The sequence below is a fragment of the Streptomyces sp. NPDC090127 genome (assembly GCF_044746945.1).
Classification (GTDB): Bacteria; Actinomycetota; Actinomycetes; order Streptomycetales; family Streptomycetaceae; genus Streptomyces.
In genome coordinates, this window is record NZ_JBIVDE010000005.1 from 170,615 (window position 1) to 195,013 (window position 24,399).

General features: G+C 71.4%; 21 protein-coding genes and 1 tRNA gene. 14 read left to right on the plus strand and 8 right to left on the minus strand.

The annotated features are described in order from the left end of the window. Positions 1 to 17 precede the first annotated feature (17 nt). The 5 genes from ACIPPS_RS19665 to ACIPPS_RS19685 all read left to right on the plus strand — a co-directional run bounded on the left by ACIPPS_RS19665 (position 18) and on the right by ACIPPS_RS19685 (position 6,955). Positions 18 to 2,045 (plus strand): copper resistance CopC/CopD family protein, encoded by a 2,028-nt coding sequence (locus ACIPPS_RS19665; RefSeq protein WP_401433504.1) that lies wholly within the window; start codon positions 18 to 20, stop codon positions 2,043 to 2,045. Between the two features lie 5 nt (positions 2,046 to 2,050). Beyond that, the gene (efeB, locus tag ACIPPS_RS19670) at positions 2,051 to 3,316 is read left to right on the plus strand and encodes an iron uptake transporter deferrochelatase/peroxidase subunit (RefSeq protein WP_401433506.1); all 1,266 of its coding nucleotides are present in this window, start codon (positions 2,051 to 2,053) and stop codon (positions 3,314 to 3,316) included. Positions 3,317 to 3,343: 27 nt separating this feature from the next. Then, a complete protein-coding gene (gene pheA, locus ACIPPS_RS19675) occupies positions 3,344 to 4,279 on the plus strand; it encodes a prephenate dehydratase (protein WP_401433508.1) in 936 nt (311 codons plus the stop codon). 583 nt (positions 4,280 to 4,862) lie between these two features. Continuing rightward, the gene (serS, locus tag ACIPPS_RS19680; RefSeq protein WP_401433510.1) at positions 4,863 to 6,152 is read left to right on the plus strand and encodes a serine--tRNA ligase; all 1,290 of its coding nucleotides are present in this window, start codon (positions 4,863 to 4,865) and stop codon (positions 6,150 to 6,152) included. Next, complete coding sequence (locus tag ACIPPS_RS19685; RefSeq protein ID WP_401433513.1) at positions 6,149 to 6,955, plus strand: HAD family hydrolase; 807 nt, start codon at positions 6,149 to 6,151, stop codon at positions 6,953 to 6,955. Before serS ends, ACIPPS_RS19685 begins: the two co-directional genes overlap by 4 nt. 152 nt (positions 6,956 to 7,107) lie before the next feature. Here ACIPPS_RS19685 and ACIPPS_RS19690 read toward each other — a convergent pair. The 3 genes from ACIPPS_RS19690 to lpdA all read right to left on the minus strand — a co-directional run bounded on the left by ACIPPS_RS19690 (position 7,108) and on the right by lpdA (position 9,483). Next, positions 7,108 to 7,192 (minus strand) — tRNA-Ser (locus ACIPPS_RS19690). A gap of 120 nt (positions 7,193 to 7,312) precedes the next feature. After that, a complete protein-coding gene (locus ACIPPS_RS19695) occupies positions 7,313 to 7,978 on the minus strand; it encodes a rhomboid-like protein (RefSeq protein ID WP_401433515.1) in 666 nt (221 codons plus the stop codon). A 101-nt stretch (positions 7,979 to 8,079) separates the two neighbouring features. Continuing rightward, complete coding sequence (gene lpdA, locus ACIPPS_RS19700) at positions 8,080 to 9,483, minus strand: dihydrolipoyl dehydrogenase (protein WP_401433518.1); 1,404 nt, start codon at positions 9,481 to 9,483, stop codon at positions 8,080 to 8,082. 132 nt (positions 9,484 to 9,615) lie between these two features. On the opposite strand from lpdA, the gene ACIPPS_RS19705 reads away from it, so the two are divergent. Further along, on the plus strand, positions 9,616 to 10,296 hold the full coding sequence (locus tag ACIPPS_RS19705; protein ID WP_401434606.1) for a FadR/GntR family transcriptional regulator: 681 nt from the start codon (positions 9,616 to 9,618) through the stop codon (positions 10,294 to 10,296). A 248-nt stretch (positions 10,297 to 10,544) separates the two neighbouring features. After that, on the plus strand, positions 10,545 to 11,882 hold the full coding sequence (locus tag ACIPPS_RS19710; protein WP_401433520.1) for a CynX/NimT family MFS transporter: 1,338 nt from the start codon (positions 10,545 to 10,547) through the stop codon (positions 11,880 to 11,882). A gap of 112 nt (positions 11,883 to 11,994) precedes the next feature. Here ACIPPS_RS19710 and ACIPPS_RS19715 read toward each other — a convergent pair whose 3' ends face one another. The 4 genes from ACIPPS_RS19715 to ACIPPS_RS19730 are packed head-to-tail and all read right to left on the minus strand — an operon-like array spanning position 11,995 to position 15,495. Beyond that, a complete protein-coding gene (locus ACIPPS_RS19715) occupies positions 11,995 to 12,714 on the minus strand; it encodes an ABC transporter permease (RefSeq protein ID WP_401433523.1) in 720 nt (239 codons plus the stop codon). Between the two features lie 14 nt (positions 12,715 to 12,728). Next, complete coding sequence (locus tag ACIPPS_RS19720; protein WP_401433526.1) at positions 12,729 to 13,640, minus strand: ABC transporter ATP-binding protein; 912 nt, start codon at positions 13,638 to 13,640, stop codon at positions 12,729 to 12,731. Beyond that, positions 13,637 to 14,533: an ABC transporter permease gene (locus ACIPPS_RS19725; protein ID WP_401433529.1), complete on the minus strand. Its 897-nt coding sequence runs from the start codon at positions 14,531 to 14,533 to the stop codon at positions 13,637 to 13,639. The genes ACIPPS_RS19720 and ACIPPS_RS19725 overlap by 4 nt, the downstream gene beginning before the upstream one ends. Then, positions 14,530 to 15,495: an ABC transporter ATP-binding protein gene (locus ACIPPS_RS19730; protein WP_401434609.1), complete on the minus strand. Its 966-nt coding sequence runs from the start codon at positions 15,493 to 15,495 to the stop codon at positions 14,530 to 14,532. The genes ACIPPS_RS19725 and ACIPPS_RS19730 overlap by 4 nt, the downstream gene beginning before the upstream one ends. A 248-nt stretch (positions 15,496 to 15,743) precedes the next feature. Here ACIPPS_RS19730 and ACIPPS_RS19735 point away from each other — a divergent pair, with 248 nt between their 5' ends. The 7 genes from ACIPPS_RS19735 to ACIPPS_RS19765 all read left to right on the plus strand — a co-directional run bounded on the left by ACIPPS_RS19735 (position 15,744) and on the right by ACIPPS_RS19765 (position 22,606). Beyond that, the gene (locus tag ACIPPS_RS19735; RefSeq protein WP_401433532.1) at positions 15,744 to 16,595 is read left to right on the plus strand and encodes a M24 family metallopeptidase; all 852 of its coding nucleotides are present in this window, start codon (positions 15,744 to 15,746) and stop codon (positions 16,593 to 16,595) included. Continuing rightward, positions 16,592 to 18,373 carry an SDR family oxidoreductase gene (locus tag ACIPPS_RS19740; protein WP_401433535.1) on the plus strand — a complete coding sequence of 594 codons (1,782 nt, stop codon included), beginning with the start codon at positions 16,592 to 16,594 and terminating at the stop codon, positions 18,371 to 18,373. Before ACIPPS_RS19735 ends, ACIPPS_RS19740 begins: the two co-directional genes overlap by 4 nt. 150 nt (positions 18,374 to 18,523) lie before the next feature. After that, positions 18,524 to 19,429 (plus strand): MerR family transcriptional regulator, encoded by a 906-nt coding sequence (locus ACIPPS_RS19745; protein ID WP_401433538.1) that lies wholly within the window; start codon positions 18,524 to 18,526, stop codon positions 19,427 to 19,429. 152 nt (positions 19,430 to 19,581) lie between these two features. Next, entirely contained in the window at positions 19,582 to 20,124 is a 543-nt protein-coding gene (locus ACIPPS_RS19750; protein ID WP_401433540.1) for an RNA 2'-phosphotransferase, read from the plus strand. A 39-nt stretch (positions 20,125 to 20,163) separates the two neighbouring features. Further along, positions 20,164 to 20,616, plus strand: coding sequence for a hypothetical protein (locus ACIPPS_RS19755; RefSeq protein WP_401433542.1), 453 nt, complete (start codon positions 20,164 to 20,166; stop codon positions 20,614 to 20,616). A gap of 69 nt (positions 20,617 to 20,685) precedes the next feature. Next, complete coding sequence (locus ACIPPS_RS19760) at positions 20,686 to 21,588, plus strand: LLM class flavin-dependent oxidoreductase (RefSeq protein ID WP_401433545.1); 903 nt, start codon at positions 20,686 to 20,688, stop codon at positions 21,586 to 21,588. Positions 21,589 to 21,748: 160 nt separating this feature from the next. Next, entirely contained in the window at positions 21,749 to 22,606 is an 858-nt protein-coding gene (locus ACIPPS_RS19765; RefSeq protein ID WP_401433547.1) for a Cof-type HAD-IIB family hydrolase, read from the plus strand. Between the two features lie 27 nt (positions 22,607 to 22,633). On the opposite strand, the gene ACIPPS_RS19770 is transcribed toward ACIPPS_RS19765, so the two are convergent. Beyond that, complete coding sequence (locus ACIPPS_RS19770; RefSeq protein ID WP_401433550.1) at positions 22,634 to 24,346, minus strand: GAF domain-containing sensor histidine kinase; 1,713 nt, start codon at positions 24,344 to 24,346, stop codon at positions 22,634 to 22,636. Positions 24,347 to 24,399 lie beyond the last annotated feature (53 nt).

The window sequence follows — 24,399 nt, forward strand, 5'->3', positions numbered from 1 at the left end:
GAGGGACTGACACACACATGCCCACCACCACCGCCCCGCGCCTCGGAACCGCCCTGGCCCGGCTGCTGCTCGTCGCGGCCGCGCTCCTCGGCGTGCTGCTCGCCGGCGCCGCCCCCGCGTCCGCGCACGCCGCGCTGACCAGCAGCGACCCCCAGGACGGGGCGGTGGTCGCCACCGCCCCCAAGGACGTCAACCTCACCTTCTCCGAGCAGGTCGCCATGAGCGGCGACTCGATCCGAGTCCTCGACCCCGCCGGGAACCGGGTCGACACCGGCGAGATCCGCGACCTGTGCAGCGCCAACATCATCCGGTACGGGGTCGGCCTCCGCTCCGGGCTGCCCGAGGGCACCTACACCGTGGCCTGGCAGGCCGTCTCCGCCGACAGCCACCCCGTCGCCGGCGCTTTCACCTTCTCCGTCGGCGCCCCCTCCGAGACCTCCGTCGCCCTCCCCGACCAGTCCGTCGGCGGCGGGCTCGTCGGCACGCTCTACGGCATCGCCCGCTACCTCTCGTACGCCGCCTTCGCCGTCCTCGTCGGCGGCAGCGCGTTCGTGCTCGCCTGCTGGCCGCGCGGCGCGAGCGCCCGGCCCGTCCAGCGGCTCGTCGTCCGGGGCTGGCTCACGCTCACCGCGGCCACCCTGGTGATGCTGCTGCTGCGCAACCCGTACACCGGCTCCGGTGAACTCGCCGACGCCTTCGACCTGGGCGGGCTGAAGTCCGTCCTGGAGACGAAGACCGGCGCGGCGCTCATCTCCCGACTGATGCTGCTCGGTGCGGCCGCCCTCTTCGTGGCCGTGCTCTTCGGCGCGTACACCAAGCGGACGGACCCGAAGGAGAAGAAGGACCTCACCTTCGGGCTCGCGATCGGCGGCACCGTGGTCGCCGCCGGCATCGCGGGCACCTGGGCCCTCGCCGAGCACGCCTCCACCGGCATCCAGCCGGGGATCGCCATGCCCGTCGACCTGCTGCACCTGCTGGCGGTGGCCGCGTGGCTGGGCGGCCTCACGACCCTGCTCGTCGCGCTGTACCGGGCACCCGGCATCGAGCGGTCCGCGGTCGAACGGTTCTCGAAGATCGCCTTCGGCTCCGTGGTCGTCCTCGCGGCGACCGGGCTCTACCAGTCCTGGCGCCAGGTCGGCAGCTGGTCCGCCCTCACGGGCACGGCCTACGGCCGGCTCCTGCTGGTCAAGATCGGCCTCGTGGCCGTCCTGCTCGGCATCGCCTGGATATCCCGCCGCTGGACCCAGCGGATCGGCGCCCCGACGGAGACGGCCGAGCCGACGGAGACCGCGGAGACGGCGGAGACGGCCACGGCAGGTGCGACGGGTACGACGGAGGAACCGGACGAAGACCAAGCCGACGCCCCCTCCGCCTCCGACGCCCCCTCCGCCACCGGCCCCCTCCCCGCCTCCGACTCCGACTCCGACTCCGACGAACCCTCCGACTCCAGCGCCCCCGACGTCGATCCCGTCCGGGCCGCCCAGCTCGCCCGGCAGCGGGCCGCCGTCGCCATCGCGCGCACGAAGCGGACCCGCGACGCCGACCCGGAGCGGACCGGACTGCGCCGCTCCGTCATGACCGAAGCCGTCGTCGCGGTGGTCCTGCTCGCCGTGACGACCGTCCTGACCTCGACCGAGCCCGGCCGTACGGAGGAAGAGGCCGGACGGTCGCAGTCCGCCGCCGGATCCACCGCCGTGCCCGAGCGGCCGGTGGACATCCGCCTGCCCTTCGACACCGGGGGCGTCAACGGCAAGGGGACGGTACGTCTCAGCCTCGACCCGGGCCGGACCGGCGCCAACGCGTTGCACGTGTTCGTCGACGGCCCGGACGCCCGTCCGCTGGACGTTCCGGAGCTCAAGGTCGCCTTCACTCTGAAGGCGAAGGACATCGGCCCGCTGCCGGTCGTCCCCGACCGCATCCAGGCCGGTCACTGGAGCGCCAGCGGGGTGCAGATCCCGATGGCCGGCGAGTGGCAGATCCAAGTCACGGTGCGTACCTCCGACATCGACCAGACGACTATCGACAAGAACGTGAAGATCGGCTGACCTTCGTGAGCAACGACGACAACCTTGAGATCTCCCGGCGGCGGCTCCTCGGCACGGTCGGCGCGGCCGGCGCGGCCGGTCTCGCCCTCGGTGCCGCCGGCGGCGCCGGGGCGTACGCGGCCGCCACCGGCTCCGGCTCCGGCTCCTCGGCCACCGGTGCGGCCGCGCTGACGACGGTCGGCGCGACGGAGGCGATGTTTCACGGGAAACATCAGGCGGGGATCACCCACCCGCTTCAGTCGCGCGGCCATCTCATCGCCTTCGACCTCGCGCCGAGCGCGGGCCGCAAGGAAGCCGCCGCCCTGCTGCGCCGCTGGTCGACGACGGCCGAGGCCCTGATGGCGGGCAAGCCCTCGGCCGACGACACCGGCGTCGCCCTCGACGCGGGCCCCTCCTCTCTCACGGTCACCTTCGGTTTCGGCTACTCCTTCTTCGGCCGTACGGGACTCACCGCCCGCCGCCCCTCGCAGCTCGACCCCCTGCCCGCCTTCTCCGCCGACGCCCTCGACCCGAAGCGGTCGGAGGGCGATCTCTGGGTCCAGATCGGCTCCGACGACGCCCTCGTCGCCTTCCATGCCCTGCGCGCCCTGCAGAAGGACGCCGGCGCGGCCGCCAAGGTCCGCTGGCAGATGAACGGCTTCAACCGCTCGGCGGGCGCCACCGCCAAGCCGATGACCGCCCGCAACCTGATGGGCCAGGTCGACGGCACCGGCAACCCCAAGCCGTCCGAGCCCGACTTCGAGCGGCGCATCTTCGTCCCCCAGGGGGCCTCGGGGGCGCAGGACTGGATGGCCGGAGGCTCGTACGCCGTGGTGCGCCGGATCCGCATGCTGCTCGACGACTGGGAGCAGCTCCCGCTCGACCAGCAGGAGAAGGTCATCGGTCGGCGCAAGTCCGACGGCGCGCCCCTGACCGGCGGGACCGAGACCACCGAGCTCGACCTGAACAGGACGGGCTCCGACGGCACGCTCGTCATCCCGGACAACGCCCACTCCCGGATCTCCGCCCCCGAACAGAACGGCGGGGCCGCCATGCTGCGCCGCCCCTTCTCCTTCCACGACGGCATCGGTCCGGACGGCACGCCCGACGCCGGGCTGCTCTTCATCTGCTGGCAGGCCGATCCGCTCAGGGGCTTCGTGCCCGTGCAGCGCAAGCTCGACCGGGGTGACGCGCTCTCCCCCTTCGTCCGGCACGAGGCGAGCGGCCTGTTCGCCGTGCCGGGTGGGGCGGCGGAGGGCGAATACGTGGGCCAGAGGCTTCTGGAGTCCTGAGAGCCCGGCGCCTATTAGGGTGACCGTATGTCAGCCACCCGGTATACGTATCTCGGCCCCGAAGGCACGTTCACGGAGGCCGCGCTGCGTACGCTGCCCGAGGCCGCGACCCGGGAGCTCATCCCCATGGTCTCCGTCCCGGCCGCCCTGGATGCCGTGCGCAACGGGGAGGCGGCCGCCGCGCTCGTACCGATCGAGAACTCGGTGGAAGGCGGGGTCACCGCGACCCTGGACGAGCTGGCGTCGGGCGAACCGCTGATGATCTACCGCGAGGTGCTCCTGCCGATCGCCTTCGCGCTGCTCGTCCGGCCGGGCACGACTCTCGGCGAGGTCAAGACGGTCACCGGTCATCCGGTGGCGCAGCCGCAGGTGCGTAACTGGCTGCGGGCCCACCTGCCCGACGCGCTGTGGGAGTCGGCGGCCTCGAACGCGGACGGCGCGCGGCTGGTCCAGGAGGGCCGGTTCGACGCGGCCTTCGCGGGCGAGTTCGCGGCGACGACCTACGGTCTTGAGGCCCTGGTCACCGAGATCCACGACGCGGAGAACGCCGAGACCCGGTTCGTCCTGGTGGGCCGGCCGGCCCGGCCCGCGGCGCCGACCGGGGCGGACAAGACGTCGGTGGTGCTGTGGCTGGGTGATGACCATCCGGGTGCCCTCCTTGAGCTGCTCCAGGAATTCGCGGTGCGCGGGGTGAACCTGATGCTGATCCAGTCGCGGCCGACGGGGGCCGGCATCGGCAACTACTGCTTCGCCGTGGACGCCGAGGGCCATATCTCGGACCGGCGCGTGGGTGAGGCGCTGATGGGGTTGAAGCGGATCTGCCCGAAGGTGCGGTTCCTCGGGTCGTACCCGCGGGCGGGTGTCGTGGTGAAGGACGTGGCCCCGCTGCGGCGCGGGACGTCCGACGCGGAATTCATGGCGGCCTCCGATTGGCTGGCGAGGGCCCAGGACGGTCGGGCCTGACCCGATCGTGCCCCGCCGCCCCCTCCGCCGGGGGCCGTCGTCCACAGGCACGAACTATTAGTCCTACCTGCATATTTTCGACTCCCGCCCAGAGTTATCCACAGGCCCCCCATCCGCCCTGGGGACAAGTCGATACGGCGCTCCACCCAGGTCGACAAATCGCCTCAGTCGGCTCCACGGGACACCCGTTCACCCACAGGGCGCAGATCAGCCCGCGTCAGCCTCGCTCCATTGATCAACTCTTTAGGGCGAGGAATTCCCACTCGGACGAGTGTGCGCCGCAGGTTTGATCATGATTACGCCCAGGAATTCGTTCACGATCCACAGAAGTTCCGCACAGCCTGTGGAAAACTTTTCGAAGCTCGCCCCCTCTGTGGAGAAGTCTCGTGAACTCCACGGAAGTCCCTTGATCCACGGGGCGGTTCGGTCAAGGACCGCACACCGATCCGCCCCATTTCGGGGGCCCCTGCACCGTTTATTGACGAATAGGGCGAGCATTTCCCGATACCGGCAATTCGGGCAAAGCGACACGCACGGCTATATCGGGTGGGGTGGCGCGAGCCCGCACCGGTAGCCTGGTGGGGTGATTGACCTTCGCCTGCTCCGTGAGGACCCCGACCGTGTTCGCGCCTCCCAGCGCGCCCGTGGAGAGGACGTCGAACTCGTCGACGCCCTGCTCTCCGCCGATGAGCGGCGCAGGTCGTCCGGCGTCCGCTTCGACGAGCTCCGTTCCGAGCAGAAGGCGCTCGGCAAGCTGATCCCCAAGGCCTCCGCCGAGGAGCGCGCCGAGCTCCTGCAGCGCGCCGAGCAGCTCAAGACCGACGTCAAGGCCGCCGAGGCCGAGCAGAACGAGGCCGACGAGACCGCGCGCGCCCTCCTCCTCCGGCTCGGCAACCTCGTCCACACGGACGTGCCGGTCGGCGGCGAGGAGGACTTCGTCGTCCTGGAGACGCACGGCACCATCCGCGACTTCGCGGCCGAGGGCTTCGAGCCCAAGGACCACCTGGAGCTGGGCGAGGCGCTCGGCGCCATCGACGTCGAGCGCGGCGCGAAGGTCTCCGGCTCGCGCTTCTACTACCTCACGGGCGTCGGCGCCCTGCTGGAGCTGGCCCTCGTCAACGCGGCGATCGCGCAGGCGACCGAGGCCGGCTTCATCCCCATGCTGACCCCGGCGCTGGTCCGCCCGCGCGCCATGGAGGGCACCGGTTTCCTCGGCCAGGCCGCGGAGAACGTGTACCACCTGGAGAAGGACGACTACTACCTCGTCGGCACGTCCGAGGTCCCCCTCGCCGCGTACCACATGGACGAGATCATCGACGCCGACAAGCTCCCGCTGCGCTACGCCGGCTTCTCGCCGTGCTTCCGCCGCGAGGCCGGCACGTACGGCAAGGACACCCGGGGCATCTTCCGGGTCCACCAGTTCGACAAGGTCGAGATGTTCTCGTACGTCGCTCCCGAGGACGCCGAGAACGAGCACAAGCGGCTCCTGGACTGGGAGAAGCAGTGGCTGACCAGCCTCGAACTGCCCTTCCAGGTCATCGACGTCGCCACCGGCGACCTCGGCTCCTCCGCCTCGCGCAAGTTCGACTGCGAGGCGTGGATCCCGACGCAGGGCAAGTACCGCGAGCTGACCTCCGCGTCGAACTGCGACGGCTTCCAGGCCCGCCGTCTCTCCGTCCGCATGCGCGACGAGCGGAACGGCAAGAAGGTCGTCCAGCCCCTCTCGACGCTGAATGGCACCCTGTGCGCCGTACCGCGCACGATCGTGGCGATCCTGGAGAACCACCAGCTCGCGGACGGCTCGGTGCGGGTGCCGGAGGTACTCCGGCCGTACCTGGGCGGCCGCGAGGTCCTGGAGCCGATCGCCAAGTGAGCCCCTTCCCGTACAAGCTCGTCGCGACGGACCTCGACGGCACGCTGCTGCGCGCCGACGAGTCGGTCTCGGACCGTACGCGTGACGCCCTCGCCGCCGTCGTGACGGCGGGGGCCGCGCACATCGTGGTCACCGGCCGGTCCGTCCCCTGGACCCGGCACATCCTCGACGACCTCGGTTACGACGGGCTCGCGGTGTGCGGTCAGGGCGCGCAGGTCTACCACGCGGGCGAGCACCGGCTGCTGACCTCGGTGACGCTCGACCGGCAGCTGGCAGGCCTCGCGCTGTCGAAGATCGAGGCCGAGGTGGGTCCGCTGGCGCTCGCCGCGAGCCGCGACGGCCTGGACGGCGAGGTGCTGATCAGCCCCGGCTACCGGGTGCAGGAGGGGCCGCTGCCGTACGTCCCGTTCGAGGATCCGGCGGAGCTGTGGGCGGCGCCGCTGAACAAGGTCTACATCCAGCACCCCACCCTCTCCGACGACGAGCTGGCGGGTGCCGCCCGGCAGACGATCGGCAGCCTGGTCGACGTCGTCATGGCCGGCCCGGGGATCGTGGAGATCCTCCCGCTCGGCCTGAGCAAGGCCACCGGCCTGTCGCTCGCCGCGCGCCGGCTGGGTGTGAAGGCGGCCGACACCATCGCCTTCGGCGACATGCCGAACGACATCCCCATGTTCGGCTGGGCGGCGCGGGGCGTGGCGATGGAGAACGCGCACGCCGACCTGAAGGCGGTCGCGGACGAGGTCACGACCTCGAACGAGGCCGACGGCATCGCCGTGGTGCTGGAACGCCTGCTGGCGGCGTAGGACGTACCTGTCACGGGAGTTGCCGTACGGAGGCTCCCGTGACGGAGCTGCCGTAAGGGAGCCGCGGTGACGTCAGGCCCTACGGGAGCTGCGTGCGCGACTGTCGCACGGGAGTGTCGCCCGCGAGCTGCCGTACGGGAGTCGCAGTGCGGCGGAGGATGCGCGGATCGAACGCGCGCGGGGGTGACCCCGACCATGGCTCAGCAAGCCAGTGCCTTACCGCTCGGCCAATCCTCCGGGTGGGCGACCCGCGCGGAGAACCCGCGCGCTCGAAGCGGCCGCCCCGGCGGCGCTAGGGGGCGCCGCCCTGCAGGGAGCTCGACGGACTCGAACTCCGGCTCGAACTGGTGTCGGTCATCATCGCGCTCCTCCCCGGCCTCGCGGCGGGCGTCTCCCGCGCAACCAGTGTGCGCGTGGCGGGGGTTGCCCGGCCACCGATTTACCGGGCGGCCCGACGCCCCGCGTCAGCGGCCAGAACGCCAGCCCGATGGCCAGTGAGATCGCGTGCCCCAGGTCCGTGTACGTGTGGTTCGTGCACAGCGGTACGGCGAAGAAGGCCACCGTCCCCGCCAGATAGAGCCACCGCCACGGCCACCGGATCCGGTACGTCAGGATCCCGACGGAGGCCGCGAGCCCGTAGCTGACCCCGATGTCGACGACATGGGCCATGCTGCGCGACACGTCGTGGTCCTGGATCGCCTCCAGGACGACCTTCTGGCTGATGAGCGTCGCCGCGATGTGCGCCGTGGCGACCGTGACGAGCCATCGCAGCGTGCCGAGCCACCGCTCGACCTGCGCGTGGAAGAGCTCGAACAGCACCGCGTACAGGGCGAAGTCCGCCGGGTCCTCGATCCAGAACGCGCTGCCCAGCAGCGCGCGGACCGGGTGGTGCGAGAGCTGGTAGAGGTTGCTGCTGTTGCGGTGGAGCAGGTAGTGGTCGAGGCCGTCGGAGGACAGCGCGATGACCACGCTGGTGAACGCGATGACGAGCAGCCACACATGCGTACCGGGTGACGAACGCACCCACGACCTGATCGGTCGGGACGGTTCGCCACCCGGCGCGGCGGCAAGGAGGGGTTCGCTCGGCACGTTCCCGTGCCTATCACCCCGAGCTGGGAGAAACCTCAGAAATTGATCATGTGTCCGGCAAGACCGTGGATGGCTTCCTTGACGGCCTCGCCCAGGGTCGGGTGCGCGTGGACGTTCCGCGCCACCTCGTGCACCGTCAGATCCCACTGCTGCGCCAGCGTCAGCTCGGGCAGCAGCTCGGTGACGTCGGGGCCGATCAGGTGCGCGCCGATGATCTCGCCGTACTGCGCGTCGGCGATGATCTTCACGAAGCCGGTCGCGTCGCCGAGGCCGTGCGCCTTGCCGTTGGCGGTGAACGGGAACTTGGCGACCTTGACGTCGTACCCCTTCTCCCGCGCCTGCGCCTCGGTCCAGCCGAAGCTGGCGATCTGCGGCTGGCAGTAGGTGGCGCGCGGGATCATCGGGTAGTCGAGCTCCATGGTCTCGGCGTCCCCGATGGTCTCGGCGGCGACGACACCCATGGCCTCGGCGGTGTGCGCGAGCATCAGCTTCGCGGTCACGTCACCGATGGCGTAGATGTGTGGCACGTTGGTGCGGCAACGGCCGTCGACCTCGATGGCGCCGCGCTCGGTGAGCGCCACACCGGCGCTCTCCAGGCCGAAGCCGGAGACGTTCGGGGCGAAGCCGATGGCCTGCAGGACCTTGTCGGCCTCCAGGACCTTCTGCGCGCCGTCCTTGCCGGTGACCGTGACGCGGACCTGCTGTCCGGACTCGTCGATCGCCTCCACGCGCGTGGAGGTGAGGACGTCGATGCCGAGCTTGCGGTACTGCTTGGCCAGCTCCTTGGAGACGTCCGCGTCCTCCAGCGGCGCGATCCGGTCGAGGAACTCGACGATGGTGACCTTCACGCCGTAGTTGTGGAGCACGTACGCGAACTCGATGCCGATCGCGCCGGCGCCCGCGATGATGATCGACTGCGGGATGTCCTCGGCGAGGATCTGCTCCTCGTACGTCACCACGCGCTCGCTGCGGGCGGTGCCCGGCAGCAGACGGGGGGTGGCGCCGGTGGCGATGATGCAGTTGTCGAACGTGATCGTCTGCGACGACCCGTCGGCCTTGTTCACCTGCAGGGTGTTCGCGTCGACGAAGGTGCCCCGGCCGTCGAACTCCGTGATCCCGTTCTTCTTCATGAGGAAGTGGACGCCCTTGACCCGGCCGTCCGCGACCGTGCGGCTGCGGCGGAACGCCTCGCCGTAGTCGAAGGAGACGGTGCCGTCGACCTTGATGCCGAAGGTCTTGGCCTCGTGGTTGAAGATGTGGGCGAGTTCGGCGTTGCGCAGCAGCGCCTTGGTGGGGATGCAGCCGACGTTCAGGCAGACACCGCCCCAGTACCTCTCTTCGACGACCGCGACCCGCTTGCCCAGCTGGGCGGCGCGGATGGCGGCGACGTAGCCGCCGGGGCCTGCTCCGAGTACGACGACGTCGAAGCGGTCTGACATGACTGACTCCCGAGGGTGGTGAGGGTGTTCGTGTCCCGTACGTGGCCACAGTAGTCCGGTGCCCGTCGGGCGGTCGCGATCTCCAGTTGTAGGATGACTGGGCAACCGGGCGATTGGCTGGACGGAGTGGTGATGGCGCTGAAGGCGGCGGGGCGGACCTCGCTGGTGGACTCGGTCGTCGAGCAGCTGCGGGAGCAGCTCGCGGCGGGCGAGTGGGCGGTCGGCGACCGGATTCCGACCGAGCACGAGCTCGCCGAGCAGCTGGACGTCGGCCGGAACACGGTCCGCGAGGCCATCCGGGTCCTGGTCCACGCGGGGCTCCTGGAGTCGCGTCAGGGCAACGGCACCTTCGTCCGGTCGACCGCCGACCCCGCGGCGGTGCTGCGCGGCATGCGCCACGCGGGCGCGCGGGACGTCCTGGAGCTGCGGGTGGCCCTGGAGGCGGAGGCCGCCCGGCTCGCGGCGGTACGCCGGGACACCCACGACCTGCTGCGGCTGCGGGCCGCGCTCGCGACCCTGCGCGAGGAGGGCGACCGGGACGCGGACGCGGACCTCGCCTTCCACCTGGCAGTCGTCTCCGCCACGCACAACGCGGCCTTCACCGAGGTGTACCGCTTCTTCTCCACCCAGGTGCACGAAGTGCTCGTGGACGCGCTCGGCGACCGCGAGATGCCGCCGGTCGACATCGACGCGCACGAGGCGCTGGTCGCGGCGATCGAGTCGGGCGACGCGGAGGCGGCGGAGGCGGGGGCGCGGGAGCTGCTGCGGGTGCCGATGGAGACGGAGGAGACGCTGACGGGGGAGTCGCGGTGACGTCGGGTACGGAGTCCGGCGGCCACGCGCGCGTGGACACCCTGGCCGGCCACGCGCGGGTGGAGGATCCGCTTGCGCACGCGCGCGTGGAGGATCGGGCAGCGCACGCGCGCGTGGAGGATGGGGCCGCGCACGGGCGTGTGGAGGATCGGGCCGCGCACGCGCGCGTGGAGGATCGGGCCGCGCACGGGCGTGTGGAGGATGGGGCCGCGCACGGGCGTGTGGAGGACCCGCTAGCCCACGCGCGCGTGGAGGATCGGGCAGCCCACGTCCGAACAGGGGATCGGGCAGCCCACGTCCGAACAGGGGACCCGGCAGGCCACGCGCGAACAGAGGAGCGGGCCGTCGCTCCCGGGGCGGCTGTCGGCGGGCCGACGGGGCGGCGGGCCTGGTTCGCCCACCCGTTCCTCCTCATGACCGCGATCGTGCTCGCCTCGCTCAACATGCGCGCGGCCCTGGCGAGCGTGGCACCGCTGGTGGGGGAGATCGCGGCGGAGTTCGGCCTGTCGTCGACGGCCAGTTCCCTGGTGACGTCCGTGCCCGTGCTCTTCCTGGGGGCGGGCGCGATCCTCGCGCCGTGGCTGGGACGGCGTTTCGGCGTCGAAACGATCCTGCTGGCAGCGCTGGTCCTGCTCGGCGCCGGAATCCTGGTACGGGTCCTGCCGTCGGTGTACGCGCTGTACGGCGGCGGTGTCCTGGTCGGTACCGCGATCGCCCTGCTCAACGTGTTGATGCCGGGCCTGATCAAGCGCGACTTCCCCGACCGGGCCGCGTCGATGACCTCGCTCTACACCGGCGCGATGATCGCGGGCGCCACGCTCGTCGCGGCGGCGTCGGTGCCGCTGGAACAGGCCTTCGGCGGGAGCTGGGAGGCGTCACTCGCCTTCTGGTCGCTGCTGGCGGCGCTCGCGGCGACGGCCTGGCTGCCGCAGGTGCTGCTCGCCGGTGGCCGTACGGGCCGTGGCGCCGCCCCGCACGAGGTCCGCGCCGCCGCCGTACAGCCGGTGCCCGCGACGCGGAGCGTCTGGCGGTCCGCGCTCGCCTGGCAGGTGACCCTCTTCATGGGCCTGCAGTCCCTCTGGACGTACGTCCTGATCGCCTGGATGCCGACGATCTTCACGGACCACGGCATGAGCCGCTCGACAGCGGGCGTGATCTTCGCCTTCAACAACCTGACCCAGGTGGCGGGCGCGTTCGCGGTGCCGCTGCTCGCGGGCCGTATGCGGAGCCAGCGTCCGCTGGTCGTCCTCGTCACGACGCTGGTCGCGGCGGGTTACGCGGGCCTGCTGACCGCGCCCGTGCAGGGGGCCTGGCTGTGGTCCGCGCTCCTCGGTGTCGGTCAGGGCGGCGCGGTCGGTCTGGCGCTCACCCTGATCGTGCTCCGGGCGGGCGACGCGGTCACCGCGTCCCGGCTCTCGGGGATGGCCCAGACCGTCGGCTATCTGCTGGCGGCCGCCGGACCGCTGACCGCCGGGGCGGTCCACCAGGCGACCGGCTCGTGGACCGTGCCGATCGTCCTGGTGCTGTGCGTCTGCGCGGCGGCCCTGGGGGTGGGCCTCCTCGCGGCCCGGGACCGCAAGGTCTGACGCGCTCCCGGGGCCTCTGACGGGGCCCTGAGCTCCTGGGACCGGTCTCCCCGGGCCGGGGCTCCCGGGACCGCGAGGGTCCCGGGGCCGCAAGGGTCCCGGGGCCGCGTTCCTACTCCTCGCCCGCCAGCTTCAGCGTCCGCAGCTTCTGGCCCGCGTACCAGGTCGCCGCGACCGTCACGCCGGCCAGCAGCGCCACCGCCGTCGGCAGGCCGACGTCCGAGGTGACGAGGCCCTCGCCGCTCACCTTCTGCGCGACCGCGAGCGCCCACTGCTGAACGCTGAGCGTCTTCGCACCGTCGATCAGGGAGCCGAACAGGCTCTCCCAGACCAGGGCGTACACGAGGCCGATGACCACCGCGTGCCGGCTGACGGTGCCGAGCAGCAGGAAGAGGGCGCTGTACGCGATGGAGGCGACCAGCGCCGCGACCGTGTACGCGACGGCCACCTGCTGGCCGTTGCCGTTGAGGATCATGCCGGCGAGGAACGTCGGGACCGCGGAGAAGACCATGGTCACGGCGATCGCCACGATCAGCTTGGTGAAGATGATCGCGGGCCGCTTCACCGGCTTGGACAGCAGATAGACGATCGAGCCGTCGTCGATCTCCGGGCCGATCGCGCCCGTTCCGGCGATGACGCCGATCAGCGGCACCATCGTGGCGAGCGCGAAGCCGCCGAGGACGTCGGCCGCGATCTGGTCGTCGGCGCCGTTGAACATCCGTACGGCGGCGGCGATCACGAGCAGGAGCGCGGGCAGCGCGAAGAGGATCAGTGCCCGCCTGCGGCCGAGGAGGGCCCGGTAGGTGAGCCGGGCGACTGTGGGGTTGTACATCGGTCAGGCTCCTTTCAGGCCGCTACGAGATACGAGAAGACCGATTCGAGGGACTCGTCCGAGGGCGAGACCGTCAGCAGCCGGATCCCCTGCTCCCGGGCGACCCGGGGCAGCAGTTCCGTGAACCGCCCGAAGTCCACCGCCTGGATGCGCAGGGCGCCTTCGGCGAGGTCGACCTCGATGCCGGCCGTGGACGGGTCGGCGATGAGGGCCGCCGCGAGCGCCCGGTCGTCACTGGACCGGACGAGATAGCGGTGCGGCCGGTCCGTCATCAACCGGCGGATCTTGCGGAAGTCGCCGGAGGCGGCGTGCCGGCCGGCGACGATCACCTCGATGTGCGAGGCCAGCTGCTCGACCTCCTCCAGGATGTGCGAGGAGAAGAGCACCGTGCGGCCCGCCGCGCCCATGCGGCGCAACAGGTCCATCAACTGCATGCGCTGGCGCGGGTCCATGCCGTTGAACGGCTCGTCGAGCAGCAGCACGGACGGCTCGTGGACGAGGGCCGAGGCCATCTTCACGCGCTGCCGCATGCCCTTGCTGTACGTGGCGATCTTCCGGTCCTGCGCGTACTCCATCTCGACCGTGGCGAGCGCGTGCTGGGCCTCCTTGGCGCCCAGGCCGTGCAACTCGGCGTTGGCGAGGACGAAATCGCGGCCGGTGAGGAAGTCGTACATCGCTTCCCGCTCCGGTACGACGCCGATCTGCGTGTACACGGACTCGTTCTTCCAGATCGGCTGTCCGTCGAGGGTGACGGTGCCGGTGGAAGGGGCGAGGAAGCCGCCCATCATGTTGATGAGGGTGGACTTCCCGGCTCCGTTGGGGCCGAGGAGGCCGGTGACGCCGGGGCCGATCGTCATCGTGACGTCGTTGACGGCGACCACGTTGCCGAACCACCGAGAGGCGTGGTCGATGTTCAGGGTTGTCACAGCCCGACCTTTCGGTAGCGGCGCATCAGCACTCCGTACGAGCCTGCGATGAGTGCGAGGACGGCCAGCAGATAGACGGCTCCGGCACCGGCGCCCGGTCCGACGCCTTCCCCTCCGGGGAAGGAGGTGGTGGCGCCGAGGAAGGCGGTCTGCACGCCGTCGATCAGGGTGATCGGGGAGAACAGGCCCAGCCACTGGATGACGTCGGCGTTGTCCGTGCTGTAGGCGATGCCCTGGAGGGTGGAGACCGCGCCGTAGGAGATGACCAGGGTGGCGATGACGGCGGCGACACCGAAGCCGCGGCGCGGCGTGAGCGCGGCCATCACCAGACCGATGCCGCCGAACAGCACCGACAGGAGAGCGACGGAGACGAGCCCCTGGCCGAACTCCTGCGTCTGGTCGGCGAAGCTCATCTTGGCGAGCAGCGAGCCGATCCAGAGGATGAACAGCGGGACGGCGGTCAGGATGAACAGGGCCGAGGCCATCGCGCCGTACTTCGCCAGGACGTAGTCGACGCGCTCGATGGGCCGCGAGAAGTACAGCGGGATCGTCTTGAAGCGCAGGTCGCGGGAGACCGACTGGGGCGCCTGGGAGGCGAGGAAGAGCCCGATGACGGCCTGCATGATGATCGCGTACCGGGTGTAGTCGACCGGCAGGTCCTTGCTCTTCATCGTGACCGCCACCGCGACGATGATCAGCGCCGGGACGCACATCACGGTGAACAGGATCATCGGCAGCACCTTGGACTTGGCGCTGCGGCCGAGGCCGAAGGAGCCGCGCAGGGACTGCGAGAAGAGCGACCGGCGCGCGTAGGCGCGGCCGAAGCGGGGGCCGTCGTAGTTGCGGTACCCGATGTTGTGGATCTGCGTGGTCTCGGGGGCCGGGGTGCTCATCGCGCCGACACCTCCTCCTGCTGCTTCTGCGCGCCGGGCCGGAAGACCTCGGCGATGTGGTGGCGGCGCTGTTCCATCCGGACGAGGCCGAGGCCGAGGTCGGCGACGGTGTCACGGACCAGGTCGTACGTCTCGTCGCCGGCGGCCTCCACGAGGAGGATGTGGCCGGCGCCGGGCAGGCCCTCCTCGTCGCTCGCGTGGAGCGTCACCCCCGCGGAGGCGAGGGCCGTGCGGAGCGCCGCCGTGCCGTCGGGGTGGGTGTCGGAGTCGGTGACCTCGACCGCGAGGGTCGTGGTGATCTGCGTGAAGTCACTGGTGGAGCTGGAACGCAGCAGGGTGCCGCCGTCGATGACGACGACGTGGTCGCAGGTCCGCTCCAGCTCGCCGAGGAGGTGGGAGGTGACGAGGACGGAGATGCCGAAGTCGGTCCAGACCCGGCGGATCAGGCCGAGCATCTCGTCGCGGCCCACCGGGTCGAGGCCGTTGGTCGGCTCGTCCAGGAGGACCAGCTGCGGGTCGTGGACCAGCGCCTGGGCGAGCTTCACCCGCTGCTTCATGCCCGTGGAGTAGCCGCCGATGGGGCGGTACCGCTCCTCGTAGAGGCCGACGTGGCGCAGCGTGTCCGCGGTCCGTTCACGGGCGGCGTCGGCGGGCAGGCCGGACATCCGCGCCATGTGGACGACGAACTCGGTGGCCGAGACGTCCGGCGGGAGGCAGTCGTGCTCGGGCATGTAGCCGACGCGCTCGCGGATCTGGGCGCCGGACGTGGAGACGTCGAGACCCAGGACCTCGGCGCGGCCCTCCGTGGCGGGAGACAGACCGAGCAGGATCTTGATCATCGTGGACTTGCCGGCTCCGTTGGCACCCACCAGTCCGGTCACACCGGGCCCGATGTCCAGGGAGAGCCGGTCAAGAGCGGTCACCCGGGGGAACCGCTTGCTGAGGCTTTCGGTAGCGATCACAGTCACGGGTTCGACGGTAGTGGTGTGCGCCACAGGAGTCGTCAGACCAACGGCTCGATCCGTATCCGACTCCAGGAGTACAAGCCCGTAGGGGAGTCGAGACCAAAGTCGTCCGGCGGCGCCGCCCGCCGGGTTTTCCACAGGGCGCGTGCACACCCCTTGACGCAGCCGCCAGGCATTGTCACATTCATCAGTGTCACGTTACGGGCACGTAGCGCACACGGATGTTCACGGGACGGACGGGTGGCATGACCTCAGCAGTGGCAAGCGAACTGACCGCGGAACTGCGCGGGTTCAGAGAAGTGCAGCGCCTGTCGTACGCGTGCGCGGAAGCCGTCGCGGCGCAGCTGCGACCGGGAGTGACCGAGCGCGAGGCCGCGAAGATGCAGCGCGACTGGCTGTACGAGCGGGGGGTGCGGGACTGGTTCCACCGGCCCTTCGCCTGGTTCGGCGACCGCACGGCCTTCGTCGACTTCAAGATCCCGCTGCAGTTCTTCCCCACGAACCGGCGCCTCGAAGCGGGCATGCCCTTCATCCTGGACATGGCGCCGGTGTACAGGGGCTGCACCGCGGACATCGGCTACTCCGGCTGCCTCGGCCTCAATCCGGTGCACGACAGGCTGCTCGCCGATCTGCGGGCGCACCGGGAGCTGATCCTGACCGAGGTCCGCGAGCGCCGCACGCTGCGCGAGATCTACGAGGACGTGGACCGGCTCATGGTCCGCCAGGGGTACGCCAACCGGCACCGCGCCTATCCCTTCGGCGTGATCGCCCACAAGGTGGACCGGGTCAAGGAGCGCCGCTGGTCACCCACGCTCTTCGGTTTCGGCACGCAGTCGCTCAAGGGCCTGGCGAGCGACGCGATCCACGGCCACCGCGACGGCTGGTCGCCGCTCTGGTCGCCGTACACGTTCTCCGACCACCCGCCCCAGCCGGGGCTGTGGGCGGTCGAACCGCACCTCGGCTTCCGGGGTACGGGCGCGAAGTTCGAGGAGATCCTCGTGGTCACCGACTCGAAGGACCCGGAGCAGAGCGCTTTCTGGCTGGACGACGACCTGCCGCACGTGCGGCGCTGGAACGAAGAGGGGGCGGTGGCATGAGTACGGCACTGACGGGGGCGCGGGAGCGCTGGATCCATACGGGCGGGATCGAGCTGTGCGTCGCCGAGCTGGGCGACGCCGACCGGCCGACGGTCCTGCTCGTGCACGGCTACCCCGACTCCAAGGAGGTCTGGTCGGAGGTCGCCCACCGACTCGCCGAGCGGTTCCACGTCGTGCTGTACGACGTCCGGGGCCACGGCCGGTCCACGGCACCGACCCCGCTGCGGGGCGGGTTCACGCTGGAGAAGCTGACGGACGACTTCCTGGCCGTCGCCGACGCGGTGAGCCCGGACCGCCCGGTGCACCTGGTCGGGCACGACTGGGGCTCGGTGCAGTCGTGGGAGTTCGTGACCGTCCCTCGCACCGAAGGGCGCATCGCCTCCTTCACGTCGATGTCCGGTCCCTCCCTCGACCACTTCGGCCACTGGATCAAGCAGCGCATGACCCGGCCCACCCCGCGCCGGGTCGGCCAGCTCCTCGGCCAGGGCGCCAAGTCCTGGTACGTGTACATGCTGCACACCCCCGTCCTGCCCGAGCTCGCCTGGCGCGGCCCGCTCGGCAAGCGCTGGCCGAAGCTCCTGGAGCGGGTCGAGAAGATCCCGGCCGGCGACTATCCGACGTCCTCGCTGCCGAACGACGCCGCGCACGGGGCCTGGCTCTACCGGGACAACGTCCGCTCGCGGCTGGGCCGGCCCCGCGCCGACGCGTACGCCCACGCGCCCGTGCAGCTGATCACGCCCACCGGCGACGCCTTCCTGTCCGAGCGGCTCTACGACGACCTCGCCACCTGGGTCCCTGAGCTGACCCGGCGCTCGCTGCCGGCCAAGCACTGGGTCCCGCGCACCCGGCCCGACCAACTGGCCGCCTGGATCACCGAGTTCGTCCGGGCCAACGAGGACCCGGCGACCAAGGCCCCGGTCACGGCCGCCAAGAGCACGGCCGACCCCGTCTACACCGAGCGGTTCGGCGGCCAGCTGGTCCTGGTCACCGGCGCGGCGAGCGGGATCGGCCGGGCCACCGCCTTCGCCTTCGCCGAGGCGGGCGCGCGGGTCGTCGCCGTCGACCGGGACGGCGAGGGCGCGGCGCGCACGGCCGAGATGGCCCGGCTGATCGGCGCCCCGGAGGCGTGGGGCGAGACTGTCGATGTCAGCGACGAGCAGGCCATGGAGAAGCTCGCGGCGAAGGTCGCGAGCGAGCACGGCATCGTCGACGTCCTCGTCAACAACGCGGGCATCGGCCTCTCGGGCTCGTTCTTCGCGACGACGAGCGAGGACTGGAAGAAGGTCCTCGACGTCAATCTCTGGGGCGTCATCCACGGCTGCCGGATCTTCGGCGGGCAGATGGCCGAGCGCGGCCAGGGCGGCCACATCGTCAACACCGCGTCCGCCGCGGCCTTCCAGCCCTCCCGCGCCCTGCCCGCGTACAGCACGTCCAAGGCGGCCGTGCTGATGCTGAGCGAGTGCCTGCGCGCCGAGCTGGCGGGCCAGGGCATCGGTGTCTCGGCGATCTGCCCCGGCATCGTGAACACCAACATCACGGCGACGGCCCGGTTCGCCGGAGTCGGTGAGGAGGAGCAGAGCCGCCGCCAGAAGAAGGCCTCCCGTCTGTACGGCCTGCGCAACTACCCGCCGGAGAAGGTCGCGGACGCGATCCTGCGCGCCGTGGTGCGCAACGAGGCGGTCGTCCCCGTCACTCCCGAGGCGCGTGGCGCCCACGTCCTCTCCCGCTTCGCGCCCGGGGCCCTGCGGGCGATAGCCCGGCTGGAGCCGCCGGCGTGAGAGTCGTACGGGCGGCGTAGGGGACCGTACGATCCCTGGCGGACGGGGCGGGCCCGCGCGGGACCGCGGCCGGGCAGCAGGAGCGAGCGGGTGGGAGTGGCTTTGTCGGGTCAGACGGCACAGGGGGCGCCTTCGGCGCAGGGCTCCCCCGTGGAGTACCGGATCGAGGACCTCGCCCACCACAGCGGCGCCACGGTCCGGACCATCCGCGCCTACCAGGACCGCGGCCTGCTCCCCCGCCCCGAGCGCCGGGGCAGGTCCAATGTGTACGGGGACACGCATCTGGCCCGGCTGCGGCAGATCGCCGACCTGCTCGACCGCGGCTACACCCTGGCCTCGATCAAGGAGCTGCTGGAGGCGTGGGACGCGGGGCGGGGCCTGGGCGGCGTCCTGGGTCTGGTCGCCGAGGTCGACGGGCCGTGGACGGACGAGGAGGCGGACCGGATCTCCCGTGCCGATCTGGACGCCACCTTCGGCGGCAAGCCGGACGAGGACGCGATCCGGGAGGCGATCGAGCTCGGTGTCCTGGAGCGGATCCCGGGCCGGGAAGACGAGTTCCTGGTGCCCAGCCCCCAAGAGCTCGCTGTGGCGGCCGAGTTGTACGAGGCGGGTGTGCCGCTGACCGCGATCTCCGGGCATCTGAGGGAACTTCGCGTCCAGGTCGAGCACATCGCCTCGCGTTTCCTGGAGTTCACGACCGAGCACGTCTTCGCGCGGTATCTGGAGCACCGGCCGCCGACGGACGCCGTCGCGTCGGAGGCGGCGGCGATGGTACGACGGCTGCGGCCGCTCGCCCAGCAGACCGTGGACGCGGAACTCGCCCGTGCGATGCGCACGTTCGCCACTCGTCACCTCCAGCACCACCTGTCACCCGAGCCGCCGCCGGTGCGGGACGACGAGCCCCGTCCGGTCGCCCTCCCGGCCGGAACGATTCGGGCGGTTCAAGGGCTGGTTGGCGCGGAGAACGTGGCCGCGTTCGTCGCTGCCGCAGCCGAACGCGAGGTGCAGACACGAACATTGGACGCGCTTGCCTCAAATCACTCTGAAACCAGCTAAATGCGCCAAGTCCCCAGGTAACGCCCACCCGTTGTCCACAGAATTGCCAATTCCCCTGTGGATAACTCAAGTTCGCTGTGGATCAAACATCCGAACCAAAATCAATGGTCGCCGGATTCGCCCTCCGTCATGCTGACGCCATGAACGGACCCATGGACGAGAGACGCACCGTGAAGGTGTCCAAGTACCTCTCGAAACACCTGCGGCACCAACCCGAGCGGATCGGCCTGGCTCTCGATCCGAACGGCTGGACCGAGATCGACGTCCTGCTGCGCGCGGCCGCCGACCACGGCTTCCCCATCACCCGCGCCGAGCTGGATCATGTCGTCGCCGCCAACGACAAGAAGCGCTTCGCGATCGAAGGCACCCGGATCCGCGCCAGTCAGGGCCACACCGTGGAGGTCGACCTCGCCCTGCCGCCGGCGGAGCCGCCCGCGTACCTCTACCACGGTACGGTCGCCGCCCGGCTGGACGCCATCCGGGCCGAAGGGCTGCGCCCCATGGCCCGCCACCACGTCCACCTCTCCCCCGACCGGGAGACCGCGACCCGCGTCGGCGCCCGCCGGGGCCGACCCATCGTCCTCGGCGTGGACGCCGGCGCGATGCACCGGGCCGGCCACGTCTTCCACGTCAGCGCCAACGGCGTCTGGCTGACCGAAACCGTCCCCCCGGAGTTCCTCCGCCTTCCCGGCTGACCCGCCCGGAACCGGCCCCCTTCGGGCATGATCGATCCCATGGCACACCCGCATCTGCCCACCACCGAATCGGCCGTCAGCGCGCTCCGCGAGGTCGCCCGCGAGTTCCACCTGGAGATGACCGTCACCGACGACATCGGTGCCGACCAGACCTCCCGCCGGATCTCCTCCGGTGCCTTCGCCGTCCTCGACGCGGACGGCTCGCTCCCGCACGAGGCCTTCGTCGAGCTCGGCGGCAGCCCCGCGGTCACCGTCCAGGTCTTCCCGGAGGACGACGCGAAGATCGTCGTCGACGGAGTGGAGTTCGAGGACGTCCCCCGCGACGCCGTACCCGCTTTCGTCCGCTCCGTCCACGGCGGGCTCGCGTACGTGAAGGGCAAGTACTTCCCGCCCGGCTGGTGGCTCGTCGTCCCGCTGCCCGGCGACGAGACGTACAAGGAGCTGGTCCTGCGCGGCACGCTCAGCCCCTGGATGAGCCGCCAGGTCCGCTGACGGGAGAGTCCCGGGACGGAGCCTCAGCCGCTCTGCGCGGGACCCGCCCCCCGCCGTAGTCTCGTGGTCATGACCCTGCGCCTGAGCACCGTGATCCTTCCCGTCCATCGCTGGCACGACGGTGGCCGCGAGCGCTGGCAGCGTGCCGAGGAGCTCGGCTTCCACGCCGGCTACACCTACGACCACCTGTCCTGGCGGACCTTCCGTGACGGCCCCTGGTTCGGCGCGCTTCCCACCCTCACCGCCGCCGCGACGGCCACCGAGCGGCTCCGGCTCGGCACCCTCGTCACCTCTCCCAACTTCCGCCACCCGGTGACGCTCGCCAAGGAACTCATCTCCCTCGACGACGTGTCGAACGGCCGGGTCACGCTGGGCATCGGGGCGGGCGGCAACGGCTTCGACGCCACCGTGCTCGGCCAGGAGGCCTGGACGCCGAAGGAGCGCGCCGACCGCTTCGGCGAGTTCCTGCCCCTGCTCGACCGGCTGCTCACCGAGGACGCCGTCACCGTGCGCGGCACGCACTACTCCGCCGACGAGGCCCGCAACATCCCCGGCTGCGTCCAGCGTCCGCGCCTGCCCTTCGCCGTCGCCGCGACCGGGCCGCGCGGTCTGAAGCTCGCCGCCCGGTACGGCCAGGCCTGGGTGACGACCGGTGACCCGAAGCTGTACGAGGCCGGCACGCCGGAGCAGTCCGTGACGGCGATCCGCGGCCAGGTCGAGAAGCTCGGCAAGGCATGCGCGGAAATCGGCCGGGACGTGGCAGAACTGGACAAGATTCTGCTCACCGGCTTCACCCCGGACCGGGGCCGGCCGCTGGAGTCCCTGGACGCCTTCGTCGACTTCGCCGGGCGGCACCAGGCGCTCGGCTTCCAGGAGATCGTGGTCCACTGGCCGATCGCCGGCTCGGACTTCGCCGCCGACCAGCGCGTCTTCGAGCAGATCGCCACCGAGGCCGCCGCCCAGCTCGCCTGACCCGGCCCGCCCGGCGGGAACCAGGACCCGCGCGCGACGGGGAACTGAGCGGGCCGACGCCGGATCTCAGGGGCCGACGCGAATCTGAGGGGGCAAGGGCGGCCCTCTCAGATGTGCGCCCCTTCGCACGCCCGTGCACCGAGTGCGGAACAATGGCTCCGTGACCGCAACCCACTCCGCGCGCCCCGCCGCCCTGGCCCCCCGACTGATCGCCACCGACCTCGACGGCACCCTGCTGCGCGACGACAAGTCCGTGTCGGAGCGCACGGTCGCCGCACTCGCCGCCGCCGAGCGGGCCGGCATCGAGGTCTTCTTCGTCACCGGGCGCCCGGCCCGCTGGATGGACGTCGTCAGCGATCACGTCCACGGTCACGGCCTCGCGATCTGCGCCAACGGCGCGGCGGTCGTGGACCTGCACTCCGGGGGCGCGTTCCTGGAGGTACGCCCGCTGGCGCGGGAGGTGGCCCTCGACGTCGTGGCGACGCTGCGCACCGTCGCGCCGGGCGTCTCCTTCGCGGTCGAGCTGACCACCGGCATCCACTACGAGCCGCTCTACCCGCCGTTCTTCCTCGACCCGGGCGCCACCGTGGCCACCGCCGAGAAGCTGCTCTACGAGGAGGAGCCGGGCGCCGCCCCGCCGGTGATCAAGCTGCTCGCCCAGCACCCGGAGCTGGACCCCGACGTCTTCCTCGCCACCGCCAGGGCCGCCGCGGGCGGCCTGGCCTCGTTGACACGCTCCAGCCCGACCGCCCTCCTGGAGATCAGCGGCCTCGGCGTCTCCAAGGCCTCCACCCTGGAGCTCTGCTGCGCCGAGCGCGGCATCTCCGCCGCGGAGGTCGTCGCATTCGGGGACATGCCCAACGACATCGAGATGCTCAGCTGGGCGGGCCGCTCGTACGCGATGGGCAACGCCCACCCGGACGTGATCGCCGCCGCCTCAGGCCGTACGGTCGCCAACAACGAGGACGGCGTGGCCGCCGTCATCGAGCGCATCCTCGCGGGCACGCTCGACGACTGACGGCACGGCACCCGCCGACCCACCTCCCTACAGGGGCGCCTGCCACACCACCGACGTACCGCCGCCGTCCTCGCCGATGCCCGGGCCGCACCAACTCGACCCGCCCAGCGACTCCGCGCGCCGGGCCAGGTTGCGCAACCCGCTGCGGCGGCCGCCCTCCGGGAGGCCGATGCCGTCGTCCGCGACCGAGAGGCGGACGCAGGGGGCGCCGTCCGGGAGTTTCGCGCCCGCGTCGACCACGACCTCGATCCGGGTGGCCTGCGCGTGCCGGAAGGCGTTGGACAGGGCCTCGCGCAGAGCCGCGATGAGGTTCTTGCCGGTGAGTTCGCCGACCGTCGAGTCGATCGCCCCGAGGAAGCGGTGCGCGGGCTTGAAGCCGAGGGGCACGGCGGCCATGTTGATCTCCCGCAGCACGCGGGTCCGCAGCCCGGACGGGGCCTCGGCGGGCCCCTGCTGGAGGGCGAAGATCGCGGTACGGATCTCCTGGATGGTCACGTCGAGCTCGTCGACCGCCTTGCCGACGCCCTCGCGGACGGCGGGCACGATCGACTTCCGCTGGGCGCTCTCCAGCATCATGCCGGTGGCGAAGAGCCGCTGGATGACCAGGTCATGCAGGTCCCGGGCGATCCGGTCGCGGTCCTCGTAGACGGCGAGGCGTTCCCGGTCACGCTGTGCCTCGGCCATCATCAGCGCGAGCGCCGCCTGCGAGGCGAACTGCGTCCCGAGCGTCCGTTCGGCCTCCGTGAACGGCCGGGCGCCCCGCGCGCGTGGCGTGGCGAGCGCGCCGAGCACCCGTCCGCCGCTGTGCAGGGGCAGCAGCATGCTGGGTCCGTACTGGGCGGCGAGGCGGCTGATCATGCGCGGGTCGCTGGAGGCGTCGTCCACGAACACCGCGTCGCCGTCCAGGAGGCGGTCCACCACGGCGCTCTCGGGCGGGATCACCACGCCCAGCGATTTCGTGGGCCGGTCGGAGGAGACGGCGACGATCTCCAGGCCGCCGTCCGCGGCCGGAAGGAGGACGATCCCGGCAGCCGCGTCCGCCAGCCTGCGGGCCTGTTCGGCGACCACCGTCAGGGCGTCGTCCGCGTCGCCGCCGGAGAGCAGGGCGGTGGTGACGGCCACGGAGCCGTCGATCCAGCGCTCGCGCTGCCGGGCCGCCTCGTAGAGTCGGGCGTTGCCGATGGCGATGCCCGCCTCGGTGGCGAGGACCCGGACCATGTGGACGTCGTAGTCGTTGAATTCTCCGCCGTCGGTCTTCTCCGCGAGGTAGAGGTTGCCGAAGACCTCGCCCTGGACCCGGATCGGTACCCCGAGGAAGGTCCCCATCGGAGGGTGCCCGGGCGGGAACCCGGCCGAGCGGGGGTCGGCGGACAGATCGGAGAGCCGGATCGTCTGCGGGTCGCGGATCAGCGCCCCGAGCAGCCCCGCGTGTCCGTCGGGGCGCCGACCGATCCGGCGGGCGACCTCCTCGTCGACACCGAAGGTGACGAAGTCGGAGAGGCCCTTGCCCTCCTCGTCGACGACGCCGATCGCCGCGTAGCGGCAGTCGGCGAGTTCGGCCGCCGTCTCGCAGATGCGGTCGAGCGTGGTGTGCAGTTCGAGCCCGGTGCCGACCGAGCGCATGGCTTCCAGGAGCTGCGGCACTCGCGCGGTCAGCTCCGTGGACAGGCCTTGGAGGCTGCGGGTGGCCTGGGTGGCGGCTTCCAGGGGGTCCGGGAGATCGGGCACGGCGGCGGTCATGGCTTGAGCCTAGTTAGTCCGATTTGACGAGAAAAGTCGGGCGCCCTGGCGGA

What these genes read in the sequence shown, in the direction of transcription:
- ACIPPS_RS19665 (WP_401433504.1), top strand. Translation starts at nt 18, where the DNA reads ATGCCCACCACCACCGCCCCGCGCCTCGGAACCGCCCTGGCCCGGCTG.
- pheA (WP_401433508.1), top strand. Translation starts at nt 3,344, where the DNA reads ATGTCAGCCACCCGGTATACGTATCTCGGCCCCGAAGGCACGTTCACG.
- lpdA (WP_401433518.1), bottom strand. Translation starts at nt 9,483, where the DNA reads ATGTCAGACCGCTTCGACGTCGTCGTACTCGGAGCAGGCCCCGGCGGC.
- ACIPPS_RS19705 (WP_401434606.1), top strand. Translation starts at nt 9,616, where the DNA reads ATGGCGCTGAAGGCGGCGGGGCGGACCTCGCTGGTGGACTCGGTCGTC.
- ACIPPS_RS19715 (WP_401433523.1), bottom strand. Translation starts at nt 12,714, where the DNA reads ATGTACAACCCCACAGTCGCCCGGCTCACCTACCGGGCCCTCCTCGGC.
- ACIPPS_RS19725 (WP_401433529.1), bottom strand. Translation starts at nt 14,533, where the DNA reads ATGAGCACCCCGGCCCCCGAGACCACGCAGATCCACAACATCGGGTAC.
- ACIPPS_RS19735 (WP_401433532.1), top strand. Translation starts at nt 15,744, where the DNA reads ATGACCTCAGCAGTGGCAAGCGAACTGACCGCGGAACTGCGCGGGTTC.
- ACIPPS_RS19740 (WP_401433535.1), top strand. Translation starts at nt 16,592, where the DNA reads ATGAGTACGGCACTGACGGGGGCGCGGGAGCGCTGGATCCATACGGGC.
- ACIPPS_RS19750 (WP_401433540.1), top strand. Translation starts at nt 19,582, where the DNA reads ATGGACGAGAGACGCACCGTGAAGGTGTCCAAGTACCTCTCGAAACAC.
- ACIPPS_RS19755 (WP_401433542.1), top strand. Translation starts at nt 20,164, where the DNA reads ATGGCACACCCGCATCTGCCCACCACCGAATCGGCCGTCAGCGCGCTC.
- ACIPPS_RS19760 (WP_401433545.1), top strand. Translation starts at nt 20,686, where the DNA reads ATGACCCTGCGCCTGAGCACCGTGATCCTTCCCGTCCATCGCTGGCAC.
- ACIPPS_RS19770 (WP_401433550.1), bottom strand. Translation starts at nt 24,346, where the DNA reads ATGACCGCCGCCGTGCCCGATCTCCCGGACCCCCTGGAAGCCGCCACC.